The following is a 21,070-nucleotide window of genomic DNA, read 5'->3' as shown; positions in this document are numbered from 1 at the left end:
GCACATGCACCCCGCAACATCCCCCACCGCCGGCCCGCCGGCCGTGCCCGTTCACCGTACCCCCGTCCCGCGACGGCGGATGTTCCGCGGTCTGCTCGCCGCGGTCGTCGCCCTTCCCCTGGTCCTCGGCGCCGCCGGCTGCGGTGACGACGAGAGCAGCGGCGATCCCGACGCACCGGTCACCATCGAGTTCTTCTGGTGGGGCGGCGAGGCCCGGGCCAAGGCCACCGAGGAGGCGCTCAAGCTCTACATGAGCAAGCACTCCAACGTCACCATCACCCCGACCTGGCAGGCCTTCGACGGCTACTACGACAAGCTGGCGACGATCTCGGCCGGTGGCAACGCCCCGGACATCTTCCAGATCGACGACAACGGCCTGGGCGAGTACGCCAGCCGCAACGTGACGCTGGACCTGACCGACCTGGTCAAGGACAACAAGATCGATCTCAGCAAGCACCACCCCGAGCTGACCAAGTACGGCCAGGTCGACGGCAAGCAGGTCGCGATCGCCTCCGGCGAGAACACCCCGGCCATGATCTACGACAAGACCAAGCTCGCCGAGCTGGGCGTCAGCGAGCCGCAGGAGGGCTGGACCTACCAGCAGTTCTTCGACTGGGCCGCGCAGGTGACCCAGAAGGGCGGCGGCAAGTACTGGGGCACCATGGACCCGAGCTCCGACTACAAGGCCCTGTGGCTGTGGCTGCGGACCCAGGGCAAGGAGTTCTACAACGGCAAGCAGCTCGGCTTCGCCGAGGCCGACCTGGCCGCCTGGTTCAAGCTGTGGCAGGACGCCCGGGCCAAGGGCGCCACCCCGCCGGCGGACGTCGTGCACGAGGCGGTCACCGGCAGCGTCTCCACCCAGCTCGTGGTGACCGGCAAGGGCGCCACCTCCTTCATGTGGTCCAACCAGCTCTCCGAGCTGCAGAAGGGCACCAAGAGCCAGCTCGGCATGGTGCCGTACCCGGGTGACGTGAAGGGCCAGTGGCCGCGGGCCTCGCTGTACTGGGCCGCCTCCCGCGCCACCAAGCACCCCGAGGTCGTCGCCGACGTCATCGACTTCCTGGTCAACGACCCGGAGGCCGCCAAGATCCTCGGCACCGACCGGGGCCTGCCGGCCAACCTCGACGTACGCAAGACGCTGGAGGCGGAGATCACCGACGACGCGATGAAGGCCACCTTCGCGTTCGAGAACGGGCTGGCCGAGAAGTTCGGCCCCGCCCCGCCGGTGCCGCCGAAGGGCCACAGCGGCCTGCGCACCAAGCTGCGGGACATCGCCGAGAGCGTCACCTACGGCAAGGCGACGCCCGAGTCCGCCGCCAAGCAGTTCTTCGCCGAGGCGTCCGCCGCGCTGGCCTGATCCCGGTTCGGGGCCCGCGTACCGCCACCGGTCGCGGGCCCCGCACCGGGTGACCGCCCGGGTCTTTCGAGAGGAGCACCGATCGTGGCGTTGACCACGACCCACCAACCCACCGCCGGCGAGGCGCCGACACCGGCCCGGGCCGGCAGGCGGGGCCGCAGGCCGCGCGGACCCAGCCGGCTGCGCCGCCAGGAAGGCCTGGCGGGCTACGTCTTCCTGTCGCCCTGGCTGCTCGGCCTGATGGCGATCACCGCGTTCCCCATGCTGTTCTCGCTCTACCTGAGCTTCACCAACTACGACGTGCTGGCGAGTTGGGACCAGGTCGAGTGGGTCGGCCTGGACAACTACCGGCGGATGTTCACCGAGGACCCGTCGTACTGGCATGCCGTCCGGGTCACGCTCACGTACGCGCTGATCGCGGTGCCGCTCAAGCTGGCCGCGGCGCTCGGCGTGGCGCTGCTGCTCAACCGCGAGCGCCGCGGCGTCGGGCTGTTCCGCAGCCTGTTCTACCTGCCGTCGCTGCTCGGCGGCAGCGTGGCGCTGGCTCTGGTCTGGCGGGCCATGTTCAGCGGCGACGGGGCGTTCAACGACCTGCTCTCCGTCTTCGGCATCCAGGGCCGGCCGTGGGTCAACGACCCGACCTGGGCGCTGGAGACCGTCATGGTCCTGGCGATCTGGCAGTTCGGCGCACCGATGGTGATCTTCCTGGCCGGTCTCAAGCAGGTCCCGACCGACCTGTACGAGGCCGCCTCGGTGGACGGCGCCGGGAAGTTCCGCCAGTTCTGGCACATCACCCTGCCGATGCTCTCGCCCGTGATCTTCTTCAACCTGGTCCTGGAGACGATCAACGGCTTCCAGGGCTTCACCTCGGCCTTCGTCATCAGCAACGGGACGGGCGGCCCGGTGTACTCCACCCTGCTCTACACCCTGCACATCTACAACGAGGGCTTCACCGAGTTCCGGATGGGGTACGCCTCGGCGCTCTCCTGGGTCTTCCTCGTCGCGATCGGCCTGATCACGGTGGTCTTCTTCAGCACCGGCCGGTTCTGGGTGCACTACGCGGACGGAGAGAACTGATGGCAGTCCAGGCAGCCACCGCGGCCGGGCACCGCCCGCCCGGAGCGCTCCGCGGCGTGGTGCGCGTCGTCATCCTGGTCGCGATCCTCGGGTTCGTCCTGTACCCCCTGCTGTGGATGGTCGGCTCGTCGCTGAAGTCACCGACCGAGGTGGCCAGCAACCTCTCGGTCGTCCCGATCGAGCCGACCTGGTCCAACTACCCCGACGGCTGGAGCTACATCGAGGGCATCAGCTTCGGCCGGTTCTTCGTGAACAGCACCGTGATCGCCCTGGCCACGGTCGTCGCGAACGCCGTGTCCTGTCTGGTCGCCGCGTTCGCGTTCGCCCGGCTGCACTTCCGGGGTCGGAAGATGTGGTTCGCGGTCATGATCGGCACGCTGCTGCTGCCCAGCCACGTGCTGATCATTCCGCAGTACGTCATGTTCAACTACTTCGGCTGGGTCGACACGCCGCTGCCGCTGATCGTGCCGAAGCTGCTCGCCACCGAGGCGTTCTTCGTGTTCCTGATGGTGCAGTTCATGCGGGGCATCCCGCGGGAACTGGACGACGCCGCCAAGATCGACGGCTGCTCCCCGTACGGGGTGTTCCGGTACGTGATCCTGCCGCTGGCCCGGCCGGCGCTGGTCACCACGGCCATCTTCTCGTTCATCTGGACCTGGAACGACTTCTTCACCCAGCTCGTCTACCTGCCCAGCCCGACGAGCTACACGGTGCCGATCGGCCTGCGGCTGTTCATCGACTCCAGCGGGCAGACGTCGCTCGGGCCGATGTTCGCGATGTCGGTGCTGTCCCTGCTGCCGGTGTTCCTGTTCTTCCTGGCCTTCCAGCGCCTGCTCGTGCAGGGCATCAACACCAGCGGGCTCAAGGGATGAGCGGCCACGCCGGCCGCCCGCGCCGGGACTGGCGGGACGTCCTCACCGACGCCACCGACCTGGCCCTGCTCGGCATCCTGCTGACCCTGGCCGCCGCGCCCGTGCTCACCGCCGGTGCGTCGGTCGTCACCGCGAGCGCCGCCCTGCACGACCGGCTCGCGACCGGCGGCTGGCCGCCGGCCCGGGAGAGCCTCGCCCGCTTCGGCCGGGCCCTGCTGCCCGGCCTCGGCGCGACGCTGGTGGCGGCGGTGGCGGTCGGCCTGCTCGCCCTCGACCTCGCCGCCCTGGCCGGCGGGCGGGTGCCGGGCGGCGGGCCGGCGTTGCTCGTCACCGCCCTGATCGCGGTCGCGGCCGCCGGGTACGCCGGACTGGCCGTCGTGCAGGTGGGCCGTGGCGGCGGGCGGGGCTGGCGCGCCGCCGCCCGGGCCGCCGCCGCGACCTGCCGCGTCAACCCGGCCACCTGGGCGGCCGCCGCCGGGGTCGTCGCCGTCGCCGCGCTGCTCGCCGTGCTGGTCACCCCGGTCGCGGTGCCGATCCTCGCCGGGTACGCGCTGGCCGCGCTGCACGCCGTCGCGCGGCGGGCCGTCCTCGTCCCGGCGGGACAGCCGTGACCGTCGACGCGTGGCTGCACGTCGGCGACGCGCCGGTGGCCCGGTACCTCGTCGACCCGCCGCTGCAGCCCCGCGACGGGCCGCGCCCGTACCTGCACCCGGTGCGTACCCTCGCCGGCACGGTGGTCACCGACGAACTGCCGGCCGACCACCGGTGGCACAACGGCGCGTCGCTGACCGTGCCGGACGTCAACGGCAGCAACCTCTGGGGCGGCCGGACGTACCGCCGCGCGGACGGCTACCAGTGGCGGGACGACCACGGCCGCATCGTCCACACCGGCTGGGCGGCGCGCGAGCCGCACCGGCTCGCGCACCGGCTCGAATGGCGGGACCGCGACGGCGGGGTGCTGCTCATCGAGCGGCGTGAACTGGCCGCCTGCGCGCTGACCGCGACGGCGTGGGCGTTGGACCTGGCGTACACCCTGACCGCACCGGAGGACCGGGACGTGACGCTGGGCAGCCCGGCCACCAACGGCCGGCCGGGCGGAGCGGGCTACGGCGGCTTCTTCTGGCGGGCGGCCGGCCCCGGACCGGCGCACACCTTCACCCCGGCGACCGAGGGCGAGGAGGCGGTGAACGGCAGCGCCGAGCCGTGGCTGGCGTTCACCGGCACCGGGCCGGACGGGTCCGCGTACACCCTGGTCTTCGCGGGCCTCGGGGACGGCGACCGGTGGTTCGTGCGGACCTCGATGTACCCGGGGATCTGCGTCGCGTTCGCCTTCGAGCGGCCGCGCGTCGTCGCGGCCGGCACCACCCGCGCCGGCCGGCACCGGGTGGTGGTCGCCGACGGGCGGCTCGACCGGGCGGCCGCCGCCGAGCTGGCGGCCGCGTGAACGGGTCCGGGCCGGACGTGGCGACGGTTGGCGAGACGATGGTGGTGCTCGCCCCCGACCCGCCGGGGTCGCTGGAGCGGGCCGGCACGCTCGCGGTCGGCGTCGGTGGGGCGGAGTCCAACGTGGCCGGCTACCTGGCCCGCCTCGGCCACCGTTCGGTCTGGGCCAGCCGGGTCGGTGACGACCCGTTCGGGCGTCTCGTCGTGGCGCGGCTGGCCGCCGCCGGGGTCGACGTCACCGCCGTGACCGTCGACCCGGACGCCCCCACCGGCCTGTACGTGAAGGACCCGGCGCCGGAGGGCACCCGGGTCCACTACTACCGGGCCGGGTCGGCGGCGGCCCGGCTCGACCGGAGCGTCCTCGACGACCCCCGACTGGCCGGCGCCCGCGTGCTGCACCTGTCCGGGATCACCGCCGCCCTGTCCGACTCCTGCCGGGACCTGGTCGCCCACGCGCTGACCCGCCGGTCGCTTCCCGGCACCCTGGTCAGCTTCGACGTCAACCACCGCCCCGGCCTCTGGCCGGCGCACCGGGCGGCACCGGTGCTTCGCCGGCTCGCCGACCGCGCCGACGTCGTCTTCGTCGGGCTCGACGAGGCGGCGCGGCTGTGGGGCTGCGCCGACCCGATCGACGTCCGGCGGTTGCTGCCGTCGCCCTCGACGGTGGTGGTGAAGGACGGGGCGGTCGCCGCCACCGCGCTGCCCCGGCGCGGTCCGGCCACGGTGGTGCCGGCGTTGCCGGTCCGGGTGGTCGAACCGGTCGGCGCTGGCGACGCGTTCGCCGCCGGCTACCTGTCCGGCCTGCTGCGCGGCCTCGACCCGGCGGCCCGGCTGCGCCACGGCCACCTGCTCGCCGGGTACGCGCTGCGGGTGCCCGGCGACACGGGGGCGCTGCCCGGCCGGGACCGGCTGGACGCGCTGGCCGCCGTACCGGACGAGCGGTGGGCCACCCTGGACCTGACCGAGGAGAACCGATGAGCGTGCCGGATCCGGCGTCCCTGTTCGACGGCGTACGGGTGCTGGTGATCCTGCGCGACCTGCCGGCCGGCGAGACCCTCCGGCTCGCCGCCCGGGCCTGGGATCTCGGCATCGACGTCGTGGAGGTGCCCATCCGCACCCCGGCGGCGCTGCCCGCGTTGCGCGGCGTCGTCGCGGCAGCCCGGGAGCGGGGCCTCCCGGTCGGCGCCGGCACCGTCCTGGACGCCGACCAGGTGGCCGCCGCCGCGGACGCGGGCGCCGCGTTCACCGTCGCGCCGGGCCTGGACCTCGCGGTCGCCGACGCCGCCGCCGCGCGGGGCCTGCCGCACCTGCCCGGCGTGTCCACTCCGACCGAGGCGCAGCAGGCGCTGCGGCACGGCCTGCGCTGGCTGAAGGCCTTCCCGGCGGTGAGCCTCGGCCCGGCGTGGTTCCGGGCCGTCGCCGGCCCGCTGCCCGAGTTGCGCTTCGTCGCCACCGGCGGGGTCGACGCCGGCAACGCCGGGGACTTCCTCGCCGCCGGGGTGCGGGTGGTCGGGGTGGGCTCGGCCCTCGCCGACCCGCGGCAGGTCGACCGGCTGGCCGAGCTGGCGCGGGGCTAGGCGGCGGGGCCGCGCCCCCGGCCCGGATCACGACGACTGGTCGCGGTCCTGTGCACGGGTGATGACGCTGAACTGGCCGTCGGACTCCATCCGGACCTCCCGGACGTCGGCCAGGTCGTCGACGCCCTGTTCCCGCAGCTTCCCGTACAGCTCCTCCTCGGTGACCAGTTCGCGGCGCATGTTGCGGTGCAGCATCCGGCCGTCGCGCACCAGGACCAGCGCGTTCGGCCGGATCAACCGGGCGGCCGGGCGCCAGTGGTAGGCCACGGTGTCGAGGACGTACGCCCACGCGATGATCACCGCGACCAGGACCACGCCGTCGGCGAGCGAGGTGTAGTTGCTCGCCATGCCGTTCTGCGCGGCGTCCGCGATCAGCACGATCACCAGGAGGTCGGTCATGCCGGTGGTGCCGCTTTCCCGCTTCAGCAGGATGCGGAGCAGGAAGAACAGCGTCAGGTACATGACGCTGCCCCGGACGACGATCTCCAGGATCGGGGTGTCCGGCGTGAACATGGCCCGCCAGTCGACCACGGCAGCGGCTACCCGCCGGCGGCTCCGTCATGCCACCCGTGCGGGCCGACGCGCGCGGTCAGTCGTCGGCGACGACGGCCCAGATCGTCTTGCCGTCGCCGACCGTCAGGAAGCCCCAGTCGTCGGCGAGGGCCCCGACGATCGGGATGCCCCGGCCCCGCTCGGCGAGCAGGTCTCCGTCCCCGGCCGGGTCCGGCCGGTCGCCGGCGCGGTCGCGGACGCTGACCCGTACCGCGCCGGCCAGCTCCACAAGCGTGACGTCGAGTTCGGTGCCGGCATGCTCCACGGCGTTGCTGACCAGCTCCGAGGTGACGATGGTGGCCCGCTCCACGGCCTCCGGGCGGCCCCACGACCGGCAGTGCTCGGCGACGAGCCGGCGCGCACCGGCGGGGGAGTCGCGATGCGCGGGCAGGCACAGGTGGGCCCGGCGCAGCGCGGGGCCCACCGGCGTCCCGGACGGAGACGCTCCGGCCACGGGCGGCAGGGACACGGCGGGGTGCGCCGGCGGGTCGACGGCCAGCGCCGGCCCGCCGTCGCGGGCGGCGGCCCAGGCGGCGATCACCGGTCCGGCCGCCGTGACCGCTGCGGCGGACAGGCCCTGCAGGTCGATGATGAGGGCCAGCGGGGCGTCCGCGTCGCCGTCCCGCAGGGCGGCGGCCAGCAGCGGTTCAGCGCCGGGCGGGCACCCACCGGTGAGTACGACACGGGTGGACCCGGCGCGGAAGTCACGCCGGAACGTCCAGGCGAGGGGCCCGCTCATGTCGGTGCCTCCGGTGTCCCGGCACTGCTTTCCCAGTGCCGCCGCCACTGCCGTTCGTCCGGTTCGCCGGCCGCCGCCACCAGCGCCTCGATCGACGCCACCAGGCCGCCGTCGGCACGCAGCCCGGTCGCCGCCACCAAGCGCCGCAGCTCGGTGGTGCGCAGGCGGACGACCTCACCCACCAGGTCCCGGCCGGCGGCGGTGAGGCTGAGCAGGGACACCCGCCGGTCGCGCTCGCCCGCCTGCCGCGCCACCAGGCCACGGCGGACGAGGCGGTCACAGGTGCGCGTCACGGTGGACGGATGCACGTGCAGCGCCGCCGCGAGGTCGACGACCCGGACCGGCCCCCGGGACGCGAGGAGAACCAGCGTCCGGTACTGCGACATCGTGAGCTCGACGTCGAGGGCACCGAGCGTCCGGACGGTGATGCCGACAAGCGAGCGGCTCAGCGCCGCCAGCGCATCCACCAGGGCTTCGCCCGCCGCCGTCGAGGGCTGCGTCGGCTCCACGTAGAGTCGCACCGGGCAATGATTGCACGGATACACGCAGCACCTTCCAGGGGTGACCATGGGAACCAGCAGTGCCACCGACCGGCGGGTGCGGCAAGCCACCCGATGGGAGCGGCTGACGGCCCTTCCGTTGACCGTTCTCTCGCTCGTGTTCCTGGCGGCGTACGCCGCGCCGATCCTGGATCCGCAGCTCGGGACGGCCTGGAGTCGGGTCTGCCAGGTGACGACGTTCGCCATCTGGTTGCTGTTCTGGCTCGACATGGTTGTCCGGTTCGTCCTGCACCGCGAGCGTCGACGGTTCCTCCGCGAGCACCTGTTCGACCTCGCGGTCCTGCTTCTACCCGTGTTGCGTCCGCTACGCGCGTTGCGGTTGGTGACCGTGGTGCTCACGCTCAGCCGGCGTACCGAGGTGTGGGTGCGCGGCCGGCTCAGCCTGTACGTCGCGGCCACCACCGTGCTCCTGGTGGTGGTCGCCGCGCTTGCTGTCCTCGACGCGGAGCGGTCCGCCCCGGATTCGTCGATCACCAGCTACGGCGACGCGCTGTGGTGGGCGGCCGTGACCATCACCACCGTCGGGTACGGCGACTTCTACCCGGTCACCACCGAGGGACGGCTCGTGGCCGTCGGCCTGATGATCGGCGGCATCGGGTTGATCGGTTTCGTGACCGGTTCCCTCGCCACCTGGATCGTCGACCGTGTCTCGGGCCGTAACCAGCAGCCCACCGCCACCGCCGAGGACGTCGCCGCGCTGCGCCGGGAGATCGCGGCGCTGCGGGAGCGCCTCGAGCGGCCCGACCGGGAGCCGCCTGCCGACGCCGTCCGGCCGGTGCCAGCGGCGCGGGCGGACCGCACCTCCGGCAGCGATGCCGTCACCGCGCCCGGCGGCGGCTGACCCGGCGGCGGGTCAGCCGGTCGGCATCCGGCGTCGTAGCGCGGGCCGGTGGACGGGCAGCGCGACGGCGTGCAGGTCCTCGAGCAGCGCGTCCAGCAGGCGGGCGATCCGGGGCTGGGATCCCGCGGTGACGCGCAGGTCGTCGACGACCATCGCCAGGTACGCGTCGAACGGGAGGCAGTTGACGCGTACCCGGACGGTCCCGTCGTCGTCGCGGACCGTCCACGGCCGCTCCGGGCGGGTGGCGAGCCGGCGAAGCAGGTCGTGCGCCTCCTGGACCGCCCGGGTGGCGGTCGTGACGTCGTTCACGGCGGGAGAGAGGGCCCGCTCGGCGATGTCGGCGAGCTGCCGGAAGCCGAAGCCCACGTCCTGACCGGGTGTCCGCTCCACCCCGATTGTCACCTCGCGGGCGGCATGGCCGACGGGCAGCGGACGGGGCTCGCCGGCCGGGAGTCGGTGGGCGTGCAGCAGTGGCGCGCCCGCGAGGACGAAGTCACCGGGCGTGGGAACCACGGAGATGGCGCAGTCGTGCTCGCGGGCCAGCCGGGCGAGGCGGGCGAGGTCGACGTCGGTGACCATGCCGGAGCCCGGAGCCGGCACCACCTGCACGACCTCGCCGGTGACGGGTGGGGGAGCGGCACCGTCGCCCGGGAGGCGCCGCTCGATGGTCCGGCGTGTCTGGGACCCGATCGACGCGATGATGTGCGACACCCGCATCACGGTGGTCATGTGGTGCAGGTAGTAGATGAACATGGCGGTGCTGGCGAGCACGAGGGACATGGAGACCGCCAGCGACAGCTCTGGAAGTTGTCGCTCGTCGTCGGTCGGCAGCGCGGCGAGGACGACCATCGCGAACAGGAAGGTCGCCACGAACGTGCCGAGCGTCACCTGGATGATCCGGTCCTGCAGGAAGGTACGCAGGACCCGGGGCGAGTACTGGCTGCTGGCCAGTTGCAGCGCCACGACGGTGATGGAGAAGACAAGCGCCGTGAACGAGATCATCGCCGTGATGATCGAGGACAGCAGCGAGCGGGCGCCGTCCGGGCCTCCGGGCAGGAGCCACTCGACCGGCAGGTCGAGCTGCAGTTCGAGCGCCGACAGGCCGATCGCCGCAGCCACCGCTCCGACCGCGAAGACGCCCGGCACCAGCCAGAAGCTCTCTCGTACGTCGGCGAGCAGCGCCGCCGGACTGCGCGGCCCGCTCATGCCGTCCCCTTTTTCATCGTCACGTCCTGATCCTGACGCAACGTCGAGACTCGTCACATTCGCGGGCGCGGACTGTCACGTCTCTGTCGTATTCCGGGCGAAGCCTGCGGGGTAGGGCTAACCGGAGAGCCACCAGGACGTGAGGAGCGACGCCATGACGTACCCCTGGTTCTTCCCCGACGACCTGCCATCGCTGTTCCAGACCGGCCCCACCTCCGAGGACGCCCGGTTGGCCTGCCGCCTGCTCGAGCAGATGCAGCGCGACCCCGTGCTGCGTCACGAACGCATCTGCATCGAGGTGCAGAACCGCGTGGTGATCCTCGAGGGCGAGGTCAGCTCGGCCGACGTGAAGGCCCACGCCCACACCGTCGCCTGGGGGACCACCGACGTGCACGACGTCAACAACCGGCTACGCCCGCCGGGCGGGTGACGCCGGCCGGTGGTCAGGGGCGCTCCCAGAAGTCCGGACCGATCGGCTCCCGGTAGTCGGAGGAGGCGACGAAGAAGCCCTCGTCGTCGACCTCGATGGGCAGTTGGGGCAGGCGCCGGTTGGCCGGCCCGAAGATCGGTTCCGCGTTGTTCGTGATCAGGAACTGGGACTGGTGGCAGGGGCAGAGCAGCCGGTTGGTCTGCTGCTCGTAGAGGCTGGCGGGGCAGCCGGCGTGGGTGCAGATCTTGGAGTAGGCGATGTAGTTGCCCCACATCCAGTCGATCTTGCCGGTGTCGCGGTTGTTCGCCCGCGCGAGGCGGGCGTCATCCGCGCGCAGGTGGATGAGCAGGGTGACCGAGTCGGCGTACTGGTTGCTGATGCCGTGCGGGATGCCGGGGAAGACGGTGACCTGCCCGCCGGGCAGCAGATCAGCGGGGCGTACCGGGCGGCCGTCCTCCCGCACCAGCCGGATCCGGGTGATCGCGCCCTGCTCGTCGGCCGGGGCGAACCCGGTCCGGAACAGCTCGCGGTCGGTGTGCGGGTCCCGGATCAGGCCGCCGACCAGCGGCGCGGCGACGACCGCGGAGACCGGTACCAGCCCGGCCAGCAGGGAGATCCCGAGCAGCGGGCGGCGCTTCACGCCGAGCTCGTCGGCCAGGTACAGCATGGTCTGGCCGGTGACGCGCTGCTCGTCGGGGGAGACGGCACCCTCGTGCCGGTCCTGGATGGAGACCTCCTTGGGCAGGAGCTTCTTGCCCCAGGCGAGGACGCCGAACCCGACGGCCAACAGGGCGATGCCGAGGGTCGTCCCGAGCAGCGGGGTGTAGTACTCCGTCAGCCCGCCCACGAGCCGGAAGCGCCACGGCCACCAGATGTAGACGGCCAGGAAGGCGGTCGCCGCCGCGCCGGCGACGAGGAAGAACGCGGCGACGGTACGCACCAACCGGCGCTCCGCCCGTGAGCCGGTCACGACCTGCGGCTCGTAGTGGACGATCTCGATGTCGTCGCGGCGGGCGCCCTCGCGGACGATGTCGAAGCGGGACAGGTTTCGATCGTCGACGTCGACCGGGTGCCGGCCCTGCTGCGCGACGTGCTCGCTCACGACTTGCCCGCGATCCAGAGGCTGGCGAAGACCAGCGCGACGATGCCGACCAGGAAGACGGCCAGGCCCTCGGTGGACGGGCCGTAGCGGCCGAGGTCGAAGCCGCCCGGGTCGGTGTCGGCCTGGATCACCCGCTGGATGTACGCGATGATGTCCGCCTTCTGCTCCGGGGTCAGCGTGCTGTCACCGAACACCGGCATGTTCTGCGGCCCGCTGAGCATCGCGGCGTAGATGATGCGGTCGCTGGCCGGGTAGAGGCTCGGCGCGTACTTGCCCGACGACAGGGCGCCGCCGCCCCCGCCGAACGCGTGGCACTGGGAGCAGTTGATCCGGAACAGCTCGCCGCCACGGGCGACGTTCGCGTCCTCGACCAGGGCGTCAACGTCGTCCGGCACCACCGGACCGACCCCCAGCGAGTCGATGTACGCCGCCAGTTGGCGCACCTGCTCGTCGGTGTAGAGCTGCGGTTTGCGCTGCGCCTGCGCCTCCTGCCGGGCCAGGGGCATCCGGCCCGTGCCCACCTGGAACTCGACCGACGCGCCCCCGACGTTGATCAGGCTCGGCCCCCGCCCCTCCACGCCGCCGGCGCTGCGTCCGTGGCAGGTGATGCAGCCGACCTCGAACAGCGCCTCACCTTCCCGGGCGGCGGCGCTCATCCGGGGCTCCTCCTGTGCCCTCGCCTGCGGCGCGAACGCCGCGTACGCCCCGCCCGCGAGGACCAGTGCCGCGACCATGCGCACGACAGCCCCGGCGCGGGCGAATCGGCGGCGTCGCTGACCAGCCATGGCGTCCCTGTCTTCCACTGTCGAAATTGGGAGGAACTCCTCTGATCTGGCATCATATGCGGTTTTCCGTGGCGCCCCAGGGCGGTTTCCCGATGCGGGCAGGTGTGATCTCATGTCGCCACCGGAACGGACAGGAGGCGCGACCCATGGCAGTCGACCCGACTGGTCGGGACCTCAAGGAATTCCTCGCCACCGATCCCGACGGGCCGGTGGTGATGCTCAACCTCCTGCGCTTCGCCGACGGGGGGCGGGACTCCTACGAGCGGTACGCCGCCGCGCTGCGGGAGACGTTCCTGCCCCGCTACGGCGGCGAGGTGCTCTACGCCGGTGACGGCGGACCGGCCCTGGTGGCCGAGGAGGGCCAGGCGTGGGACGCGGTGCTGCTGGTCCGCTACCCGAGCCGGTCCGCCTTCAGCCGGATGGTCGCCGATCCGGCGTACCAGGAGGTGACCCGGTGGCGCACGGTGGCCCTGCGGGAGGCGGTCCTGCAGCCGACCTCGCCGTGGGTCGCCGGCTGACCGGATCCGGCCCGTCGCGCGGCTCAGCCCCCGCCCTTGACCTGCACGGCGTGGGTCAGGGTCATCAGCAGCAGACCACCGAGAAGGTTGCCGGCGCCGGACAGGACGATGTTGAGCCCCAGGTCGGCGTAGGAGACGGGGGCGCCGAGCCAGATACCGAACAGCAGGTGCAGTCCGGAGACCACGACGTGGTCGAACGGGCCGAGAGCGAGGAAGAACCCCACCACGTACGCCAGGGCCATCCGGCTGCCCACCGAGCCCACCGCGTGCAGCAGGTACGACAGCAGCGTCAGCAGGGTCCCGGCGGCGATGCCCCGGGTGAAGGTCGCCAGCCCATCCTTGGCGGCGATCTCCTCGGCCACCAGCGCGAGGGTGTGGTGCGCGCGCCCGGGCAGCGTGCCGTGCACGGCGAACACGGCGGCCATCACGGCGCCGCCGACGAAATTGAGGACGAGCACCAGGAGCCACAGCCGGGCCAACGGACCCAGCGCGGCGAGCCGCCGGCGGGCCACCGCGGCGGCCACCGGGTCGAAGAAGTTCTCGGTGAACAGCTCGGTACGCCCGACCACCACGAAGACCAGGCCGATGCCGAACGCCAGCGCCCCGACCAGCTGCCCCACACCGGAGGCGAAGTCGGGTGCCACCAACTCGCGGGCCACGCCCAGCGCGACGATCCCAAAGACGATGGTGACCCCGGCGATGAAGCCGGTGGAGGCCTGTTCCAGCGCGCTGGTGGACAGCCGGCGCTCGCCCTCGGCGCGGGCGCTGTCGTAGATGTCCTCGGGACTCGGCGCTCGTGCCATCCCGTCCGCATACCCCCGTCGACGCGGGCGAATCGGCCGTCGGTCTTTTTGCCCGGCCGGTGACCGGGTACGTCACCGCAATGGTGCTGAACAACCCCGCCGACCTGGTACGCCTGCTCGTGATCGCGGTGATCGTCTATCCGGCGCTGGTGGTGATCCTGCGGGTCTCCGGCAAACGGACGCTGTCCAAGCTCAACGCCTTCGACTTCGTCGTCACCGTCGCGCTCGGTTCGACCCTGGCGACGATCCTGCTGTCGCGGGACGTCTCGTTGGTGGAAGGCATCCTCGCCCTGTCCCTGCTGGTGGCGTTGCAGTACGCGGTCGCCCTGCTCGCTGTCCGCTGGCCGCCGTCGCAGCGGCTGCTGAAGGCCCGGCCGACCATCCTGCTGCGGGACGGGCAGCTGCGGCGGGAAACCCTGCGCCGCACCCGGGTCACCGAGAGCGAGATCCGACAGGCCGCCCGCAGTGCGGGCGCCGGTGACCTCAACGACCTCGCGGCCGTGGTCCTGGAGACGGACGGAAGCCTCAGCGTCATCACTCGAGGCCAGTTCGGCGACGGCAGCACCCTCGCCGACGTACGCGACGAGGGGCGGTAGCCCGGCCCGGTCAGAGGTGCTGGTAGCGCCACTCGCTGACGGCCTCCTCGGCCACCGTCTCCTCCTCGCGGACCGACGCCTTGATCCGGGCCCGCGCGGCGGCACCCGTCCAGCGCTGGACCACCACGAGCGTCCCGCAGACCAGCACCAGCACGGTCAGCGCGACGAGGGGGGTGAGGAGAGTCGCCGGTATCGTCAGCAGACCGATAACCACCCCGGCCACCAGGGCGGTGGGCCGGAGTCGCCGGAACGTGCGCGCGGTGACGGCCACCCCGGCCAGGAGATAGAGAGCCACCCCGCCGTACAGGGTGATGGCGGCCGACCACGGCAGCGGTTCGACCTCGGGCATGGCCACCGTCTCGAGGACGAGCTTCAGCCCGAGAGCGGTCGCGACGATGGCCACGATGACCGGGAAGTGCAGGTAGGTGAAGACGTCCCGGGCCAGCGGAAGCCGCGTCCGGCCCCGGGTTCCGTGCATCGCCTGCTCGATGCTCGGCATGAGGGTGTCGAAGTGCAGCCACCACAGCGTGGCCAGCAGGACGATGCCGAGGACGGAGCCGATGATCACCGGCCCGGTCAGCGCGAGCCGGTCGAACCGCCCCGGTCCGAGCCCCAGGGAGATGACCGCCTCCCCGAGCGCGATGAGCACGATCAACGCGTGCCGCTCCGCCCAGTGCCCGGCCGAGGCCACCGCCCAGCGGGCGTACGGCAGGAACAGCCCGATCGAGTACTCGACAAGCAGGGCGGACGCCCACAGGGCCAGACGCACGTCGAGGACGTGGTCCGCCGGCACCCACCACGTCGCGGAGGCCGCCAACCCGATCAACACGGCGGCCACCACCGCCGGGAGGGCGATCAGCGCGAGTTGCCGGCGGCTGCGACCGGCGCTGCTGAGCGCGTACAGGAACGCGGCCAGGGTCAGGGCGCGCAGGGCCAGGTAGGCGCCCGCGAAGACCACCGGGCCGGCCAGGTCGTCCGGCTGGTTGACGAACGCCTGCGGGATGGCGATGGCCAGCACGAACGCGGCCGCCATGATGCCGAACCCGAACAGGGGCAGCAGCCCGTGGTCGGCGCGGACCAGGTTGCCCAGCGAGGCGAACGTCGTCCAGCACCACCAGAGCAGCGCCAGCACGACCACGCCGGACAGGGCTGACTGTGGGGTGAGGTCCATGGAGACGATCCCGGCGACGTTGAGGAACGCGAAGACGAAGATCAGGTCGAAGAACAGCTCCACCCGGGTGACCCGGGTACCGGGCACGACCGGCCTGAGCCAGCGTGACCGGCGCAACGGCGGTGGAGCACTCACCGGGCCAGTCTCCTCCGGGGCCGGCACCCGGCGAAGGCGATTCCGTCCGGGCTGGGACGAGGTTCCATCGTCGAGCCCATCACTGCTCGTCGTCGACCGGCTCCGTACGGCCGTCGCGGGTGACGGTCGGCTCCAGGTGCTCGTCGGGCTGGGGAGCCTGCGCCATCGTGTGGTGCGGGTCGCCGTCGGGCGAGAAGAGCACCCGGTCGGTCTTCGGGCTCTTCTCCCGGCCCTCCTCCGGCTCGGTCACGGCAGTCTCCCTCCGGTGGGTCACGTGTCCTCACGCTAGGCCCCGCACGGGCGCGCCGAATCCGCTTCCGCCGTTTGCGACGCGATCGGGTGGGTGACCGGGCATGCCGGCGGCGGTCGCGGGCGGGACACGGTGGTATTGAGGACATGCTCGGGGAGCAGTGGCTGTCGGAGACGGTGGACCTGCTGGTGCGGGTGGTGGAGGCCGCCGGCGCCCTCGTCATCTTCGTCGGCGCGATGGTGGCGCTCGTCCGGTTCGTCGTGGTCGGGTTGCGGGACCGGCGGAGCCGGGCGTTCGTGCCGGTACGCCTGGCCCTCGGGCGGTTCCTGGTCCTCGGGCTGGAGTTCCAGCTCGCCTCGGACATCCTCCGTACCGCGATCGCACCCACCCTGCTGGAGATCGCCGAGCTGGCCGCGGTCGCGACGATCCGCACCGGGTTGAACTTCTTCCTGGCCCGGGAGATCAAACAGGAGCGCCGCGAGCTCGAGGAGGCCGGCCACCCGCCGGACGTGGACCCGGCGCGGGCGCCGGGCGGGCACCTGACATGACGACGCTCATCGGGTACGCCTCCCTCGCCTGCGTGGCGGCGGGCCTCCTGTCCGGGGCGATCGTCCTGGTCGTGGCCCGCAGCGGCGTGCTGGCCCTGCGGGCCGCCCTCGACCTGTGGCTGGCGGCCGGCCTGCTGCGGCTGGCCCAGCCACCCGAGTGGGAGCACCTGCTCGGTGCGGCGGCGATCGTCGCGATCCGGCAGCTGGTCGCCGCGGCGTTGGCGCGTTCGCGGCACAGCGGTGCCCCGGGGCGCGCAAGCGGCGGGGCCGTCAGCGCCAGACGGTGATCCGGCCGGCCGCCAGCGCCTTCTGTCCGTCGAACGCGCGGTACGTCTCCGGGTCGCCGAGCCCGCGCTCGCCGGCGAGGTCGCCGTACACGAACCGGACGACGGTGCCCTCGACCGTGACCAACTGCGGCGGCCTGGCCTCGACGGCCTGCCGGGTCAGCACCAGCAACGACCCGTCCGTCAGGTCGACGTCCCGGACGACGATCGCGCCGTCGTCGATGATTCGCTCCACGGCGGCGGTCACGGTGAGCCGGTCGCCGACCTCGGCGCGGGCGAGGGTGCTCGGCGGGCTGGTGCTGGCGGGTCGCGGCGGCTCGGGCTCCGGCTCCCGGGTGCAGCCGCCCGACAGCAGGGCGGCGGCCAGTCCCGCGACGACGGCCACCCGGCGGAGAAGGTGCTGGCCGGCCATGGTGATCACCTGCCTCTCAGCGACGGTCCAGTTGCTCCTGTCACCAGAGATGCCCTGAGGCATGACGATCACCGTGCGGCCGCGTGACGGTCGTGTGACAACACCGGACCGGCCCGCGAACAGCGTTTTTGCCTGCCGGAGCCAGGGTAGCGCCATGGTTGACCGGGGCTGCGGCGTCGAGATCGACCGACAGCCGGAAGCTCCCGCGGGGGTGTGTGACCGGACCGGGGAGGGGGCACGGGGTGCGTTGTCTGCAACGGCGTTACCGGCTCGACGAGCCGGTGGGACGGGGCGGCATGGCGACCGTCTGGCGCGGCTACGACCTGCGGTTGCAGCGTACCGTCGCGGTGAAGCTGCTGTCCCCGGCGTTGCTGGGCGACCCGGCGGCCCGCGACCGGATCCGCCGCGAGGCGCTGGCCGCGGCCCCGCTCGACCACCCCGGTGTGGCCCGGGTCTACGACTACGGCGAGCAGCGGCACCTGACCCGGACGCCGACCCCGTTCCTGGTGCTGGAGTTCGTCACCGGGCGGACGCTGGCCGCCCGGCTGCGCGCTGACGGGCCGTTGGCGCCGCACGAGGCGCTGCGGATCGGGCAGCAGGTGGCGGACGCGCTCGCCGCAGCCCACGAGCACGGCGTCGTGCACCGCGACGTCAAGCCCGGCAACATCATGCTCACCCCGACCGGGGTGAAGGTCGTCGACTTCGGAATCGCCGCCGGAGTGGGCGACGACGTGACCGACCCGGACGGCCTCGTCTGGGGGACGCCGGCCTACCTGCCGCCGGAGCAGGCCGCCGGGGCGGAGGCGACACCGGCGGGGGACGTGTTCGCCCTCGGTGTCGTCATCACCGAGTGCCTGACCGGGCGGACGCCGCGCCGGGCCCCGCACGAACCGGCGGACACCAGCGTCCCCACCGAACTCGCCGCGCCGTACGCGGACCTGCTCCGCCGGTGCCTGGCCACGGAGGCGGCGCAGCGGCCGACGGCGGCGGAGCTGGCCGCAGCGCTCGCACCGGGCACCACGACGAGCGGGGCGGGAGGCGTCGCGCCGGGCCCGGCCCGGCCGGCGGTGCCTGCCCGGACCGTGCCGGGCCCGACCCGCCGGGTGCCGCCGGTCCCGGGCAGGGCGACCAACGGCATACGCCGTGGGGTGTTCCTCGCGGCTCCCGCGGTGGCCGTCGCGGCGCTCGCGGGTGTGCTGCCGGGACTGGTCACCGCCGAGGAGGGATCCGCCGACGCGCCGCCGGCCGAGGCCGGATGCAGCACCCGGTACCAGGCGCAGCAGCAGCCCGACGGCAGCTTCACCGCGCGCATCACCGTGACCGGGACCGGCGACCACGACCCGGCGGATCGAACGCTGACGTTCAACCTTCCGGCCGGCCAGCGGCTCCTCGACGTTGCCGGCGCCGCGTGGACGCGCGACGAGCGGCGGGTGACGCTCCGGCTCGCCGAACCACCCGTACCCGGTGCGGAACTGACCGCGACGCTGCACGGGCGGGCGGACACCGGCGGGCACGAGGCGCCCCGCCGGTTCAGCTTCGGCGACCTCGTCTGCGACCGCTCGGGCACGCACGTCCGGACCTCGGTGCTCCCGGAGCGCACGGCCGGCCCGGCCGCGACCACCGAGGCGTCCGGTGGGCGGCGAGCCGGCGCACCGACGGCGGGCGAGCCCCGGACCAGCGGTCGCGGTGCCGGCGGGACGTCCGGGTCGGGTCCGACGGCGACCGCGCCGCCGGCCTCGCCGTCCGGAGCCGACCCGACGGCGCCACCGTCCTCCGACCCGCCGCCCACCACGTCGCCGCCGACCACCCAGCCGCCGCCGACCACGTCGCCGCCCACCACGTCGCCGACGGCCACCCAGCCCCCGGAGTCGGAGCCGCCGTCCACACCGGAGCCACCGTCGACATCGGAGCCACCATCGTCCGAGCCGTCGTCGACGGCGGAGCCGACACCCGACCCGCAGACCACCTCCGAACCGGCCGAGCCCACTCCGTCCGCCGTGACACCGACGTCGGCCGAGCCGTCCGCCACCGGCGGAAGCTCCGGCGGGCCCGGGAATGCGAGCTGAGGGAAGGGGTAGGACGTTCGGGGAGAATGCAGAGAGGAGACTGACATGTCCGGCACCACGATGCCGATGCTGGAGACGTACCCGAAGTCCATCAACCTGGACCGCAAGAAGCTCGCCACGGTCATCGACGCCCTGAACGACTGCGCCCAGGCCTGCACCGCCTGCGCGGATGCCTGCCTGAGCGAGGACATGGTCGCCGAGCTGACCAGGTGCGTCCGGTCGAACCTGGACTGCGCCGACATCTGCGCCACGACGGCGCGCGTGTTGTCCCGGCACACCGGGTACGACGCGAACATCAGCCGCAGCCTGCTGGAGGCGTGCGCCACCGCCTGCAAGTCGTGCGGTGACGAGTGCGCCGGGCACGCCGACAAGCACGAGCACTGCCGGATCTGCGCCGACGCGTGCCGTGCCTGCGAGCGGGCGTGCCGCGACCTGCTCGCGACGATGAGCTGACCCGGCCCCCGCGTGCGGCGCCGCCCCCCGAGCGTCGGCGCCGCTCGTCCGGGCGCGTCAGCCGGTCAGCGCTTCGCCTCCCGCTTCGCCATCTGTGGCTCGGTGCCCTTGCCAACCCGGCGCAACGCGTCACGCAGCTGGTCCTCGGTCATCTTCGAGTTGCCCTCGATGCCTGCGTTGTGGGCCTGCTGGCGTAGTTCGTGGAGCTGTTCCCGGTTGCCCATGTCAACCTCCCCGACGAGTCGCGGCGCGAGAGCGTCCCCGTGCCGCCCGGACCGGCTGCCTTCCCGGGTGCCCGGGACGCAAACGACCGGGCGGGCCGTCAGCGCAGCAGTTCGTCCGCGCCGGCGGTGGTCATCCGTTGGCGCACCGGTGGGGAGGCGTGGACGACCCGCACCATCGTCCCGGTCCGCTCCGCCTCCAGGGCGGCGGTGGTGATGGCGGCGGCCGCGGACGGCTCGACGTCGACGATGGCGGACAGGTCGAGGTGTACCTGTCGAGGGCGGTCCCGCAGCACCCGGTGCAGGGCGTCACGGAAGGCGCCGATGTCGTCGCCGCGCATGCTGCCGCGAAGCACCAGGACCACCACACCGGCGGACAGGATCGTGATGGTGATCGACATCGACGCCAACGGGGACCTCCAGGTCGAAGTGGGCTCGTCGCCCGGGATCAGGACCGGTGCCCGGACGCCGTCGACCCGGCCCGCCCGGTCACCTGGGCGACCGCCTCGGCCCGGCTGTCGTGGATCGGCAACACCCCGTCCAGTCGCAGGGTCCGCAGGACGGTCCGCAGGAACGTGGACGGCGCGGCGAGGCTGAGGGTGGTTCCGCGGGCCGCGGCGTCACTGTGCGCCCGGACGAGCAGGCCCAGCCCCGTCGAGTCGATCAGGTGTACGTGGGACAGGTCCACGACGACGTGCCCGCCCACCTCGGTGGCGTGGCGCAACGCGGTGCGCAGCGTGTCCTCGCTGTCGACGTCGATGTCCCCGGCGCAGGTGATCACGGTCACCCCGTCCCGGTGGTCGATGCCGAGGATCCCACCGGTCCCCGGCCCGTCCGCCGCCGTACCGCCGGACCGGGACGTCAGGGTGCAGTGGGCGCAGCGGTGGGGGCCGTCGGCGAGCGGTGAACCGCTCCAGCCGTGGTCGGCGATCAGGGCCCAGACCAGGCCCCCGTCCGTCGCGGCCGCGTCGACCGTGTCGCCGCACACGTCGCACACCAGTGTCGTTCGCTCGTCGCCCCGGACGACGGTCATCGGCGGGTCCCCCCTTCGCTTGCGGGCCCACCGATGCGA

General features: G+C 73.1%; 28 protein-coding genes. 15 read left to right on the top strand and 13 right to left on the bottom strand.

Annotated features, from left to right (window positions below):
* Window positions 1–4 precede the first annotated feature (4 nt).
* From ABTW87_RS19920 to ABTW87_RS19890, 7 genes are all read left to right on the top strand, one after another.
* On the top strand, window positions 5–1,357 hold the full coding sequence (locus ABTW87_RS19920) for an ABC transporter substrate-binding protein (protein ID WP_350652320.1): 1,353 nt from the start codon (window positions 5–7) through the stop codon (window positions 1,355–1,357).
* 84 nt (window positions 1,358–1,441) lie between these two features.
* Window positions 1,442–2,434 (top strand): carbohydrate ABC transporter permease, encoded by a 993-nt coding sequence (locus tag ABTW87_RS19915; protein WP_502891616.1) that lies wholly within the window; start codon window positions 1,442–1,444, stop codon window positions 2,432–2,434.
* Window positions 2,434–3,306, top strand: coding sequence for a carbohydrate ABC transporter permease (locus ABTW87_RS19910; protein WP_350652319.1), 873 nt, complete (start codon window positions 2,434–2,436; stop codon window positions 3,304–3,306). Before ABTW87_RS19915 ends, ABTW87_RS19910 begins: the two co-directional genes overlap by 1 nt.
* Window positions 3,303–3,917, top strand: coding sequence for a hypothetical protein (locus ABTW87_RS19905; protein ID WP_350652318.1), 615 nt, complete (start codon window positions 3,303–3,305; stop codon window positions 3,915–3,917). The genes ABTW87_RS19910 and ABTW87_RS19905 overlap by 4 nt, the downstream gene beginning before the upstream one ends.
* On the top strand, window positions 3,914–4,750 hold the full coding sequence (locus ABTW87_RS19900) for a DUF6807 domain-containing protein (RefSeq protein ID WP_350652317.1): 837 nt from the start codon (window positions 3,914–3,916) through the stop codon (window positions 4,748–4,750). Before ABTW87_RS19905 ends, ABTW87_RS19900 begins: the two co-directional genes overlap by 4 nt.
* Window positions 4,747–5,727, top strand: coding sequence for a sugar kinase (locus ABTW87_RS19895; RefSeq protein WP_350652316.1), 981 nt, complete (start codon window positions 4,747–4,749; stop codon window positions 5,725–5,727). Before ABTW87_RS19900 ends, ABTW87_RS19895 begins: the two co-directional genes overlap by 4 nt.
* On the top strand, window positions 5,724–6,326 hold the full coding sequence (locus ABTW87_RS19890; protein WP_350652315.1) for a bifunctional 4-hydroxy-2-oxoglutarate aldolase/2-dehydro-3-deoxy-phosphogluconate aldolase: 603 nt from the start codon (window positions 5,724–5,726) through the stop codon (window positions 6,324–6,326). The genes ABTW87_RS19895 and ABTW87_RS19890 overlap by 4 nt, the downstream gene beginning before the upstream one ends.
* A gap of 27 nt (window positions 6,327–6,353) precedes the next feature.
* Here the strand turns inward: ABTW87_RS19890 and ABTW87_RS19885 are convergent, their stop codons facing one another.
* The 3 genes from ABTW87_RS19885 to ABTW87_RS19875 are packed head-to-tail and all read right to left on the bottom strand — an operon-like array spanning window position 6,354 to window position 8,138.
* Entirely contained in the window at window positions 6,354–6,857 is a 504-nt protein-coding gene (locus ABTW87_RS19885) for a DUF421 domain-containing protein (RefSeq protein WP_350652314.1), read from the bottom strand.
* 58 nt (window positions 6,858–6,915) lie between these two features.
* Window positions 6,916–7,617: an ATP-binding protein gene (locus ABTW87_RS19880; RefSeq protein ID WP_350652313.1), complete on the bottom strand. Its 702-nt coding sequence runs from the start codon at window positions 7,615–7,617 to the stop codon at window positions 6,916–6,918.
* Complete coding sequence (locus ABTW87_RS19875) at window positions 7,614–8,138, bottom strand: MarR family winged helix-turn-helix transcriptional regulator (protein WP_350652312.1); 525 nt, start codon at window positions 8,136–8,138, stop codon at window positions 7,614–7,616. Before ABTW87_RS19875 ends, ABTW87_RS19880 begins: the two co-directional genes overlap by 4 nt.
* Window positions 8,139–8,184: 46 nt before the next feature.
* On the opposite strand from ABTW87_RS19875, the gene ABTW87_RS19870 reads away from it, so the two are divergent.
* Complete coding sequence (locus ABTW87_RS19870) at window positions 8,185–9,018, top strand: potassium channel family protein (protein ID WP_502891615.1); 834 nt, start codon at window positions 8,185–8,187, stop codon at window positions 9,016–9,018.
* A gap of 12 nt (window positions 9,019–9,030) precedes the next feature.
* Here the strand turns inward: ABTW87_RS19870 and ABTW87_RS19865 are convergent, their stop codons facing one another.
* On the bottom strand, window positions 9,031–10,224 hold the full coding sequence (locus ABTW87_RS19865) for a DUF2254 domain-containing protein (RefSeq protein WP_350652310.1): 1,194 nt from the start codon (window positions 10,222–10,224) through the stop codon (window positions 9,031–9,033).
* Window positions 10,225–10,378: 154 nt separating this feature from the next.
* On the opposite strand from ABTW87_RS19865, the gene ABTW87_RS19860 reads away from it, so the two are divergent.
* Entirely contained in the window at window positions 10,379–10,654 is a 276-nt protein-coding gene (locus ABTW87_RS19860) for a BON domain-containing protein (RefSeq protein WP_350652309.1), read from the top strand.
* Between the two features lie 13 nt (window positions 10,655–10,667).
* Here the strand turns inward: ABTW87_RS19860 and qcrA are convergent, their stop codons facing one another.
* On the bottom strand, window positions 10,668–11,756 hold the full coding sequence (qcrA, locus tag ABTW87_RS19855; protein ID WP_350652308.1) for a cytochrome bc1 complex Rieske iron-sulfur subunit: 1,089 nt from the start codon (window positions 11,754–11,756) through the stop codon (window positions 10,668–10,670).
* Window positions 11,753–12,541 (bottom strand): cytochrome bc1 complex diheme cytochrome c subunit, encoded by a 789-nt coding sequence (qcrC, locus tag ABTW87_RS19850; protein ID WP_350652307.1) that lies wholly within the window; start codon window positions 12,539–12,541, stop codon window positions 11,753–11,755. Before qcrC ends, qcrA begins: the two co-directional genes overlap by 4 nt.
* Before the next feature lie 146 nt (window positions 12,542–12,687).
* Between qcrC and ABTW87_RS19845 the strand changes: the two genes are divergently transcribed.
* On the top strand, window positions 12,688–13,059 hold the full coding sequence (locus tag ABTW87_RS19845) for a DUF1330 domain-containing protein (protein ID WP_350652306.1): 372 nt from the start codon (window positions 12,688–12,690) through the stop codon (window positions 13,057–13,059).
* Between the two features lie 23 nt (window positions 13,060–13,082).
* Here ABTW87_RS19845 and ABTW87_RS19840 read toward each other — a convergent pair whose 3' ends face one another.
* A complete protein-coding gene (locus ABTW87_RS19840) occupies window positions 13,083–13,862 on the bottom strand; it encodes a formate/nitrite transporter family protein (RefSeq protein ID WP_350652305.1) in 780 nt (259 codons plus the stop codon).
* A gap of 59 nt (window positions 13,863–13,921) precedes the next feature.
* Here ABTW87_RS19840 and ABTW87_RS19835 point away from each other — a divergent pair, with 59 nt between their 5' ends.
* Window positions 13,922–14,458, top strand: a complete 537-nt coding sequence (locus ABTW87_RS19835; protein WP_350652304.1) for a DUF421 domain-containing protein — start codon at window positions 13,922–13,924, stop codon at window positions 14,456–14,458.
* Between the two features lie 10 nt (window positions 14,459–14,468).
* Here the strand turns inward: ABTW87_RS19835 and ABTW87_RS19830 are convergent, their stop codons facing one another.
* Window positions 14,469–15,764 (bottom strand): low temperature requirement protein A, encoded by a 1,296-nt coding sequence (locus ABTW87_RS19830; RefSeq protein ID WP_350652303.1) that lies wholly within the window; start codon window positions 15,762–15,764, stop codon window positions 14,469–14,471.
* A 79-nt stretch (window positions 15,765–15,843) separates the two neighbouring features.
* Window positions 15,844–16,014 (bottom strand): hypothetical protein, encoded by a 171-nt coding sequence (locus ABTW87_RS19825; RefSeq protein ID WP_165438034.1) that lies wholly within the window; start codon window positions 16,012–16,014, stop codon window positions 15,844–15,846.
* 137 nt (window positions 16,015–16,151) lie between these two features.
* Between ABTW87_RS19825 and ABTW87_RS19820 the strand changes: the two genes are divergently transcribed.
* Entirely contained in the window at window positions 16,152–16,562 is a 411-nt protein-coding gene (locus ABTW87_RS19820) for a DUF1622 domain-containing protein (RefSeq protein ID WP_350652372.1), read from the top strand.
* Window positions 16,559–16,849, top strand: coding sequence for a hypothetical protein (locus ABTW87_RS19815; protein WP_350652302.1), 291 nt, complete (start codon window positions 16,559–16,561; stop codon window positions 16,847–16,849). Before ABTW87_RS19820 ends, ABTW87_RS19815 begins: the two co-directional genes overlap by 4 nt.
* Here the strand turns inward: ABTW87_RS19815 and ABTW87_RS19810 are convergent.
* Window positions 16,833–17,258 carry a hypothetical protein gene (locus tag ABTW87_RS19810; RefSeq protein WP_350652301.1) on the bottom strand — a complete coding sequence of 142 codons (426 nt, stop codon included), beginning with the start codon at window positions 17,256–17,258 and terminating at the stop codon, window positions 16,833–16,835. The genes ABTW87_RS19815 and ABTW87_RS19810 overlap by 17 nt on opposite strands.
* A 215-nt stretch (window positions 17,259–17,473) precedes the next feature.
* Here ABTW87_RS19810 and ABTW87_RS19805 point away from each other — a divergent pair, with 215 nt between their 5' ends.
* Both ABTW87_RS19805 and ABTW87_RS19800 read left to right on the top strand, forming a co-directional pair.
* The gene (locus ABTW87_RS19805; protein ID WP_350652300.1) at window positions 17,474–19,324 is read left to right on the top strand and encodes a protein kinase domain-containing protein; all 1,851 of its coding nucleotides are present in this window, start codon (window positions 17,474–17,476) and stop codon (window positions 19,322–19,324) included.
* Between the two features lie 45 nt (window positions 19,325–19,369).
* On the top strand, window positions 19,370–19,777 hold the full coding sequence (locus ABTW87_RS19800; RefSeq protein ID WP_350652299.1) for a four-helix bundle copper-binding protein: 408 nt from the start codon (window positions 19,370–19,372) through the stop codon (window positions 19,775–19,777).
* 65 nt (window positions 19,778–19,842) lie between these two features.
* Here the strand turns inward: ABTW87_RS19800 and ABTW87_RS19795 are convergent, their stop codons facing one another.
* The 3 genes from ABTW87_RS19795 to ABTW87_RS19785 all read right to left on the bottom strand — a co-directional run bounded on the left by ABTW87_RS19795 (window position 19,843) and on the right by ABTW87_RS19785 (window position 21,031).
* Complete coding sequence (locus tag ABTW87_RS19795) at window positions 19,843–20,001, bottom strand: hypothetical protein (RefSeq protein WP_350652298.1); 159 nt, start codon at window positions 19,999–20,001, stop codon at window positions 19,843–19,845.
* Between the two features lie 98 nt (window positions 20,002–20,099).
* Window positions 20,100–20,399: an STAS domain-containing protein gene (locus tag ABTW87_RS19790; protein ID WP_350652297.1), complete on the bottom strand. Its 300-nt coding sequence runs from the start codon at window positions 20,397–20,399 to the stop codon at window positions 20,100–20,102.
* A gap of 47 nt (window positions 20,400–20,446) precedes the next feature.
* Window positions 20,447–21,031, bottom strand: a complete 585-nt coding sequence (locus ABTW87_RS19785; RefSeq protein WP_350652296.1) for an STAS domain-containing protein — start codon at window positions 21,029–21,031, stop codon at window positions 20,447–20,449.
* Window positions 21,032–21,070 lie beyond the last annotated feature (39 nt).

Origin of the sequence: Micromonospora sp. NPDC126480 (assembly GCF_040302465.1) — a bacterium.
Classification (GTDB): Bacteria; Actinomycetota; Actinomycetes; order Mycobacteriales; family Micromonosporaceae; genus Micromonospora.
The sequence above is the reverse complement of the archived record's forward strand: the minus strand, read 5'-3'. Positions and strand labels throughout refer to the sequence as shown.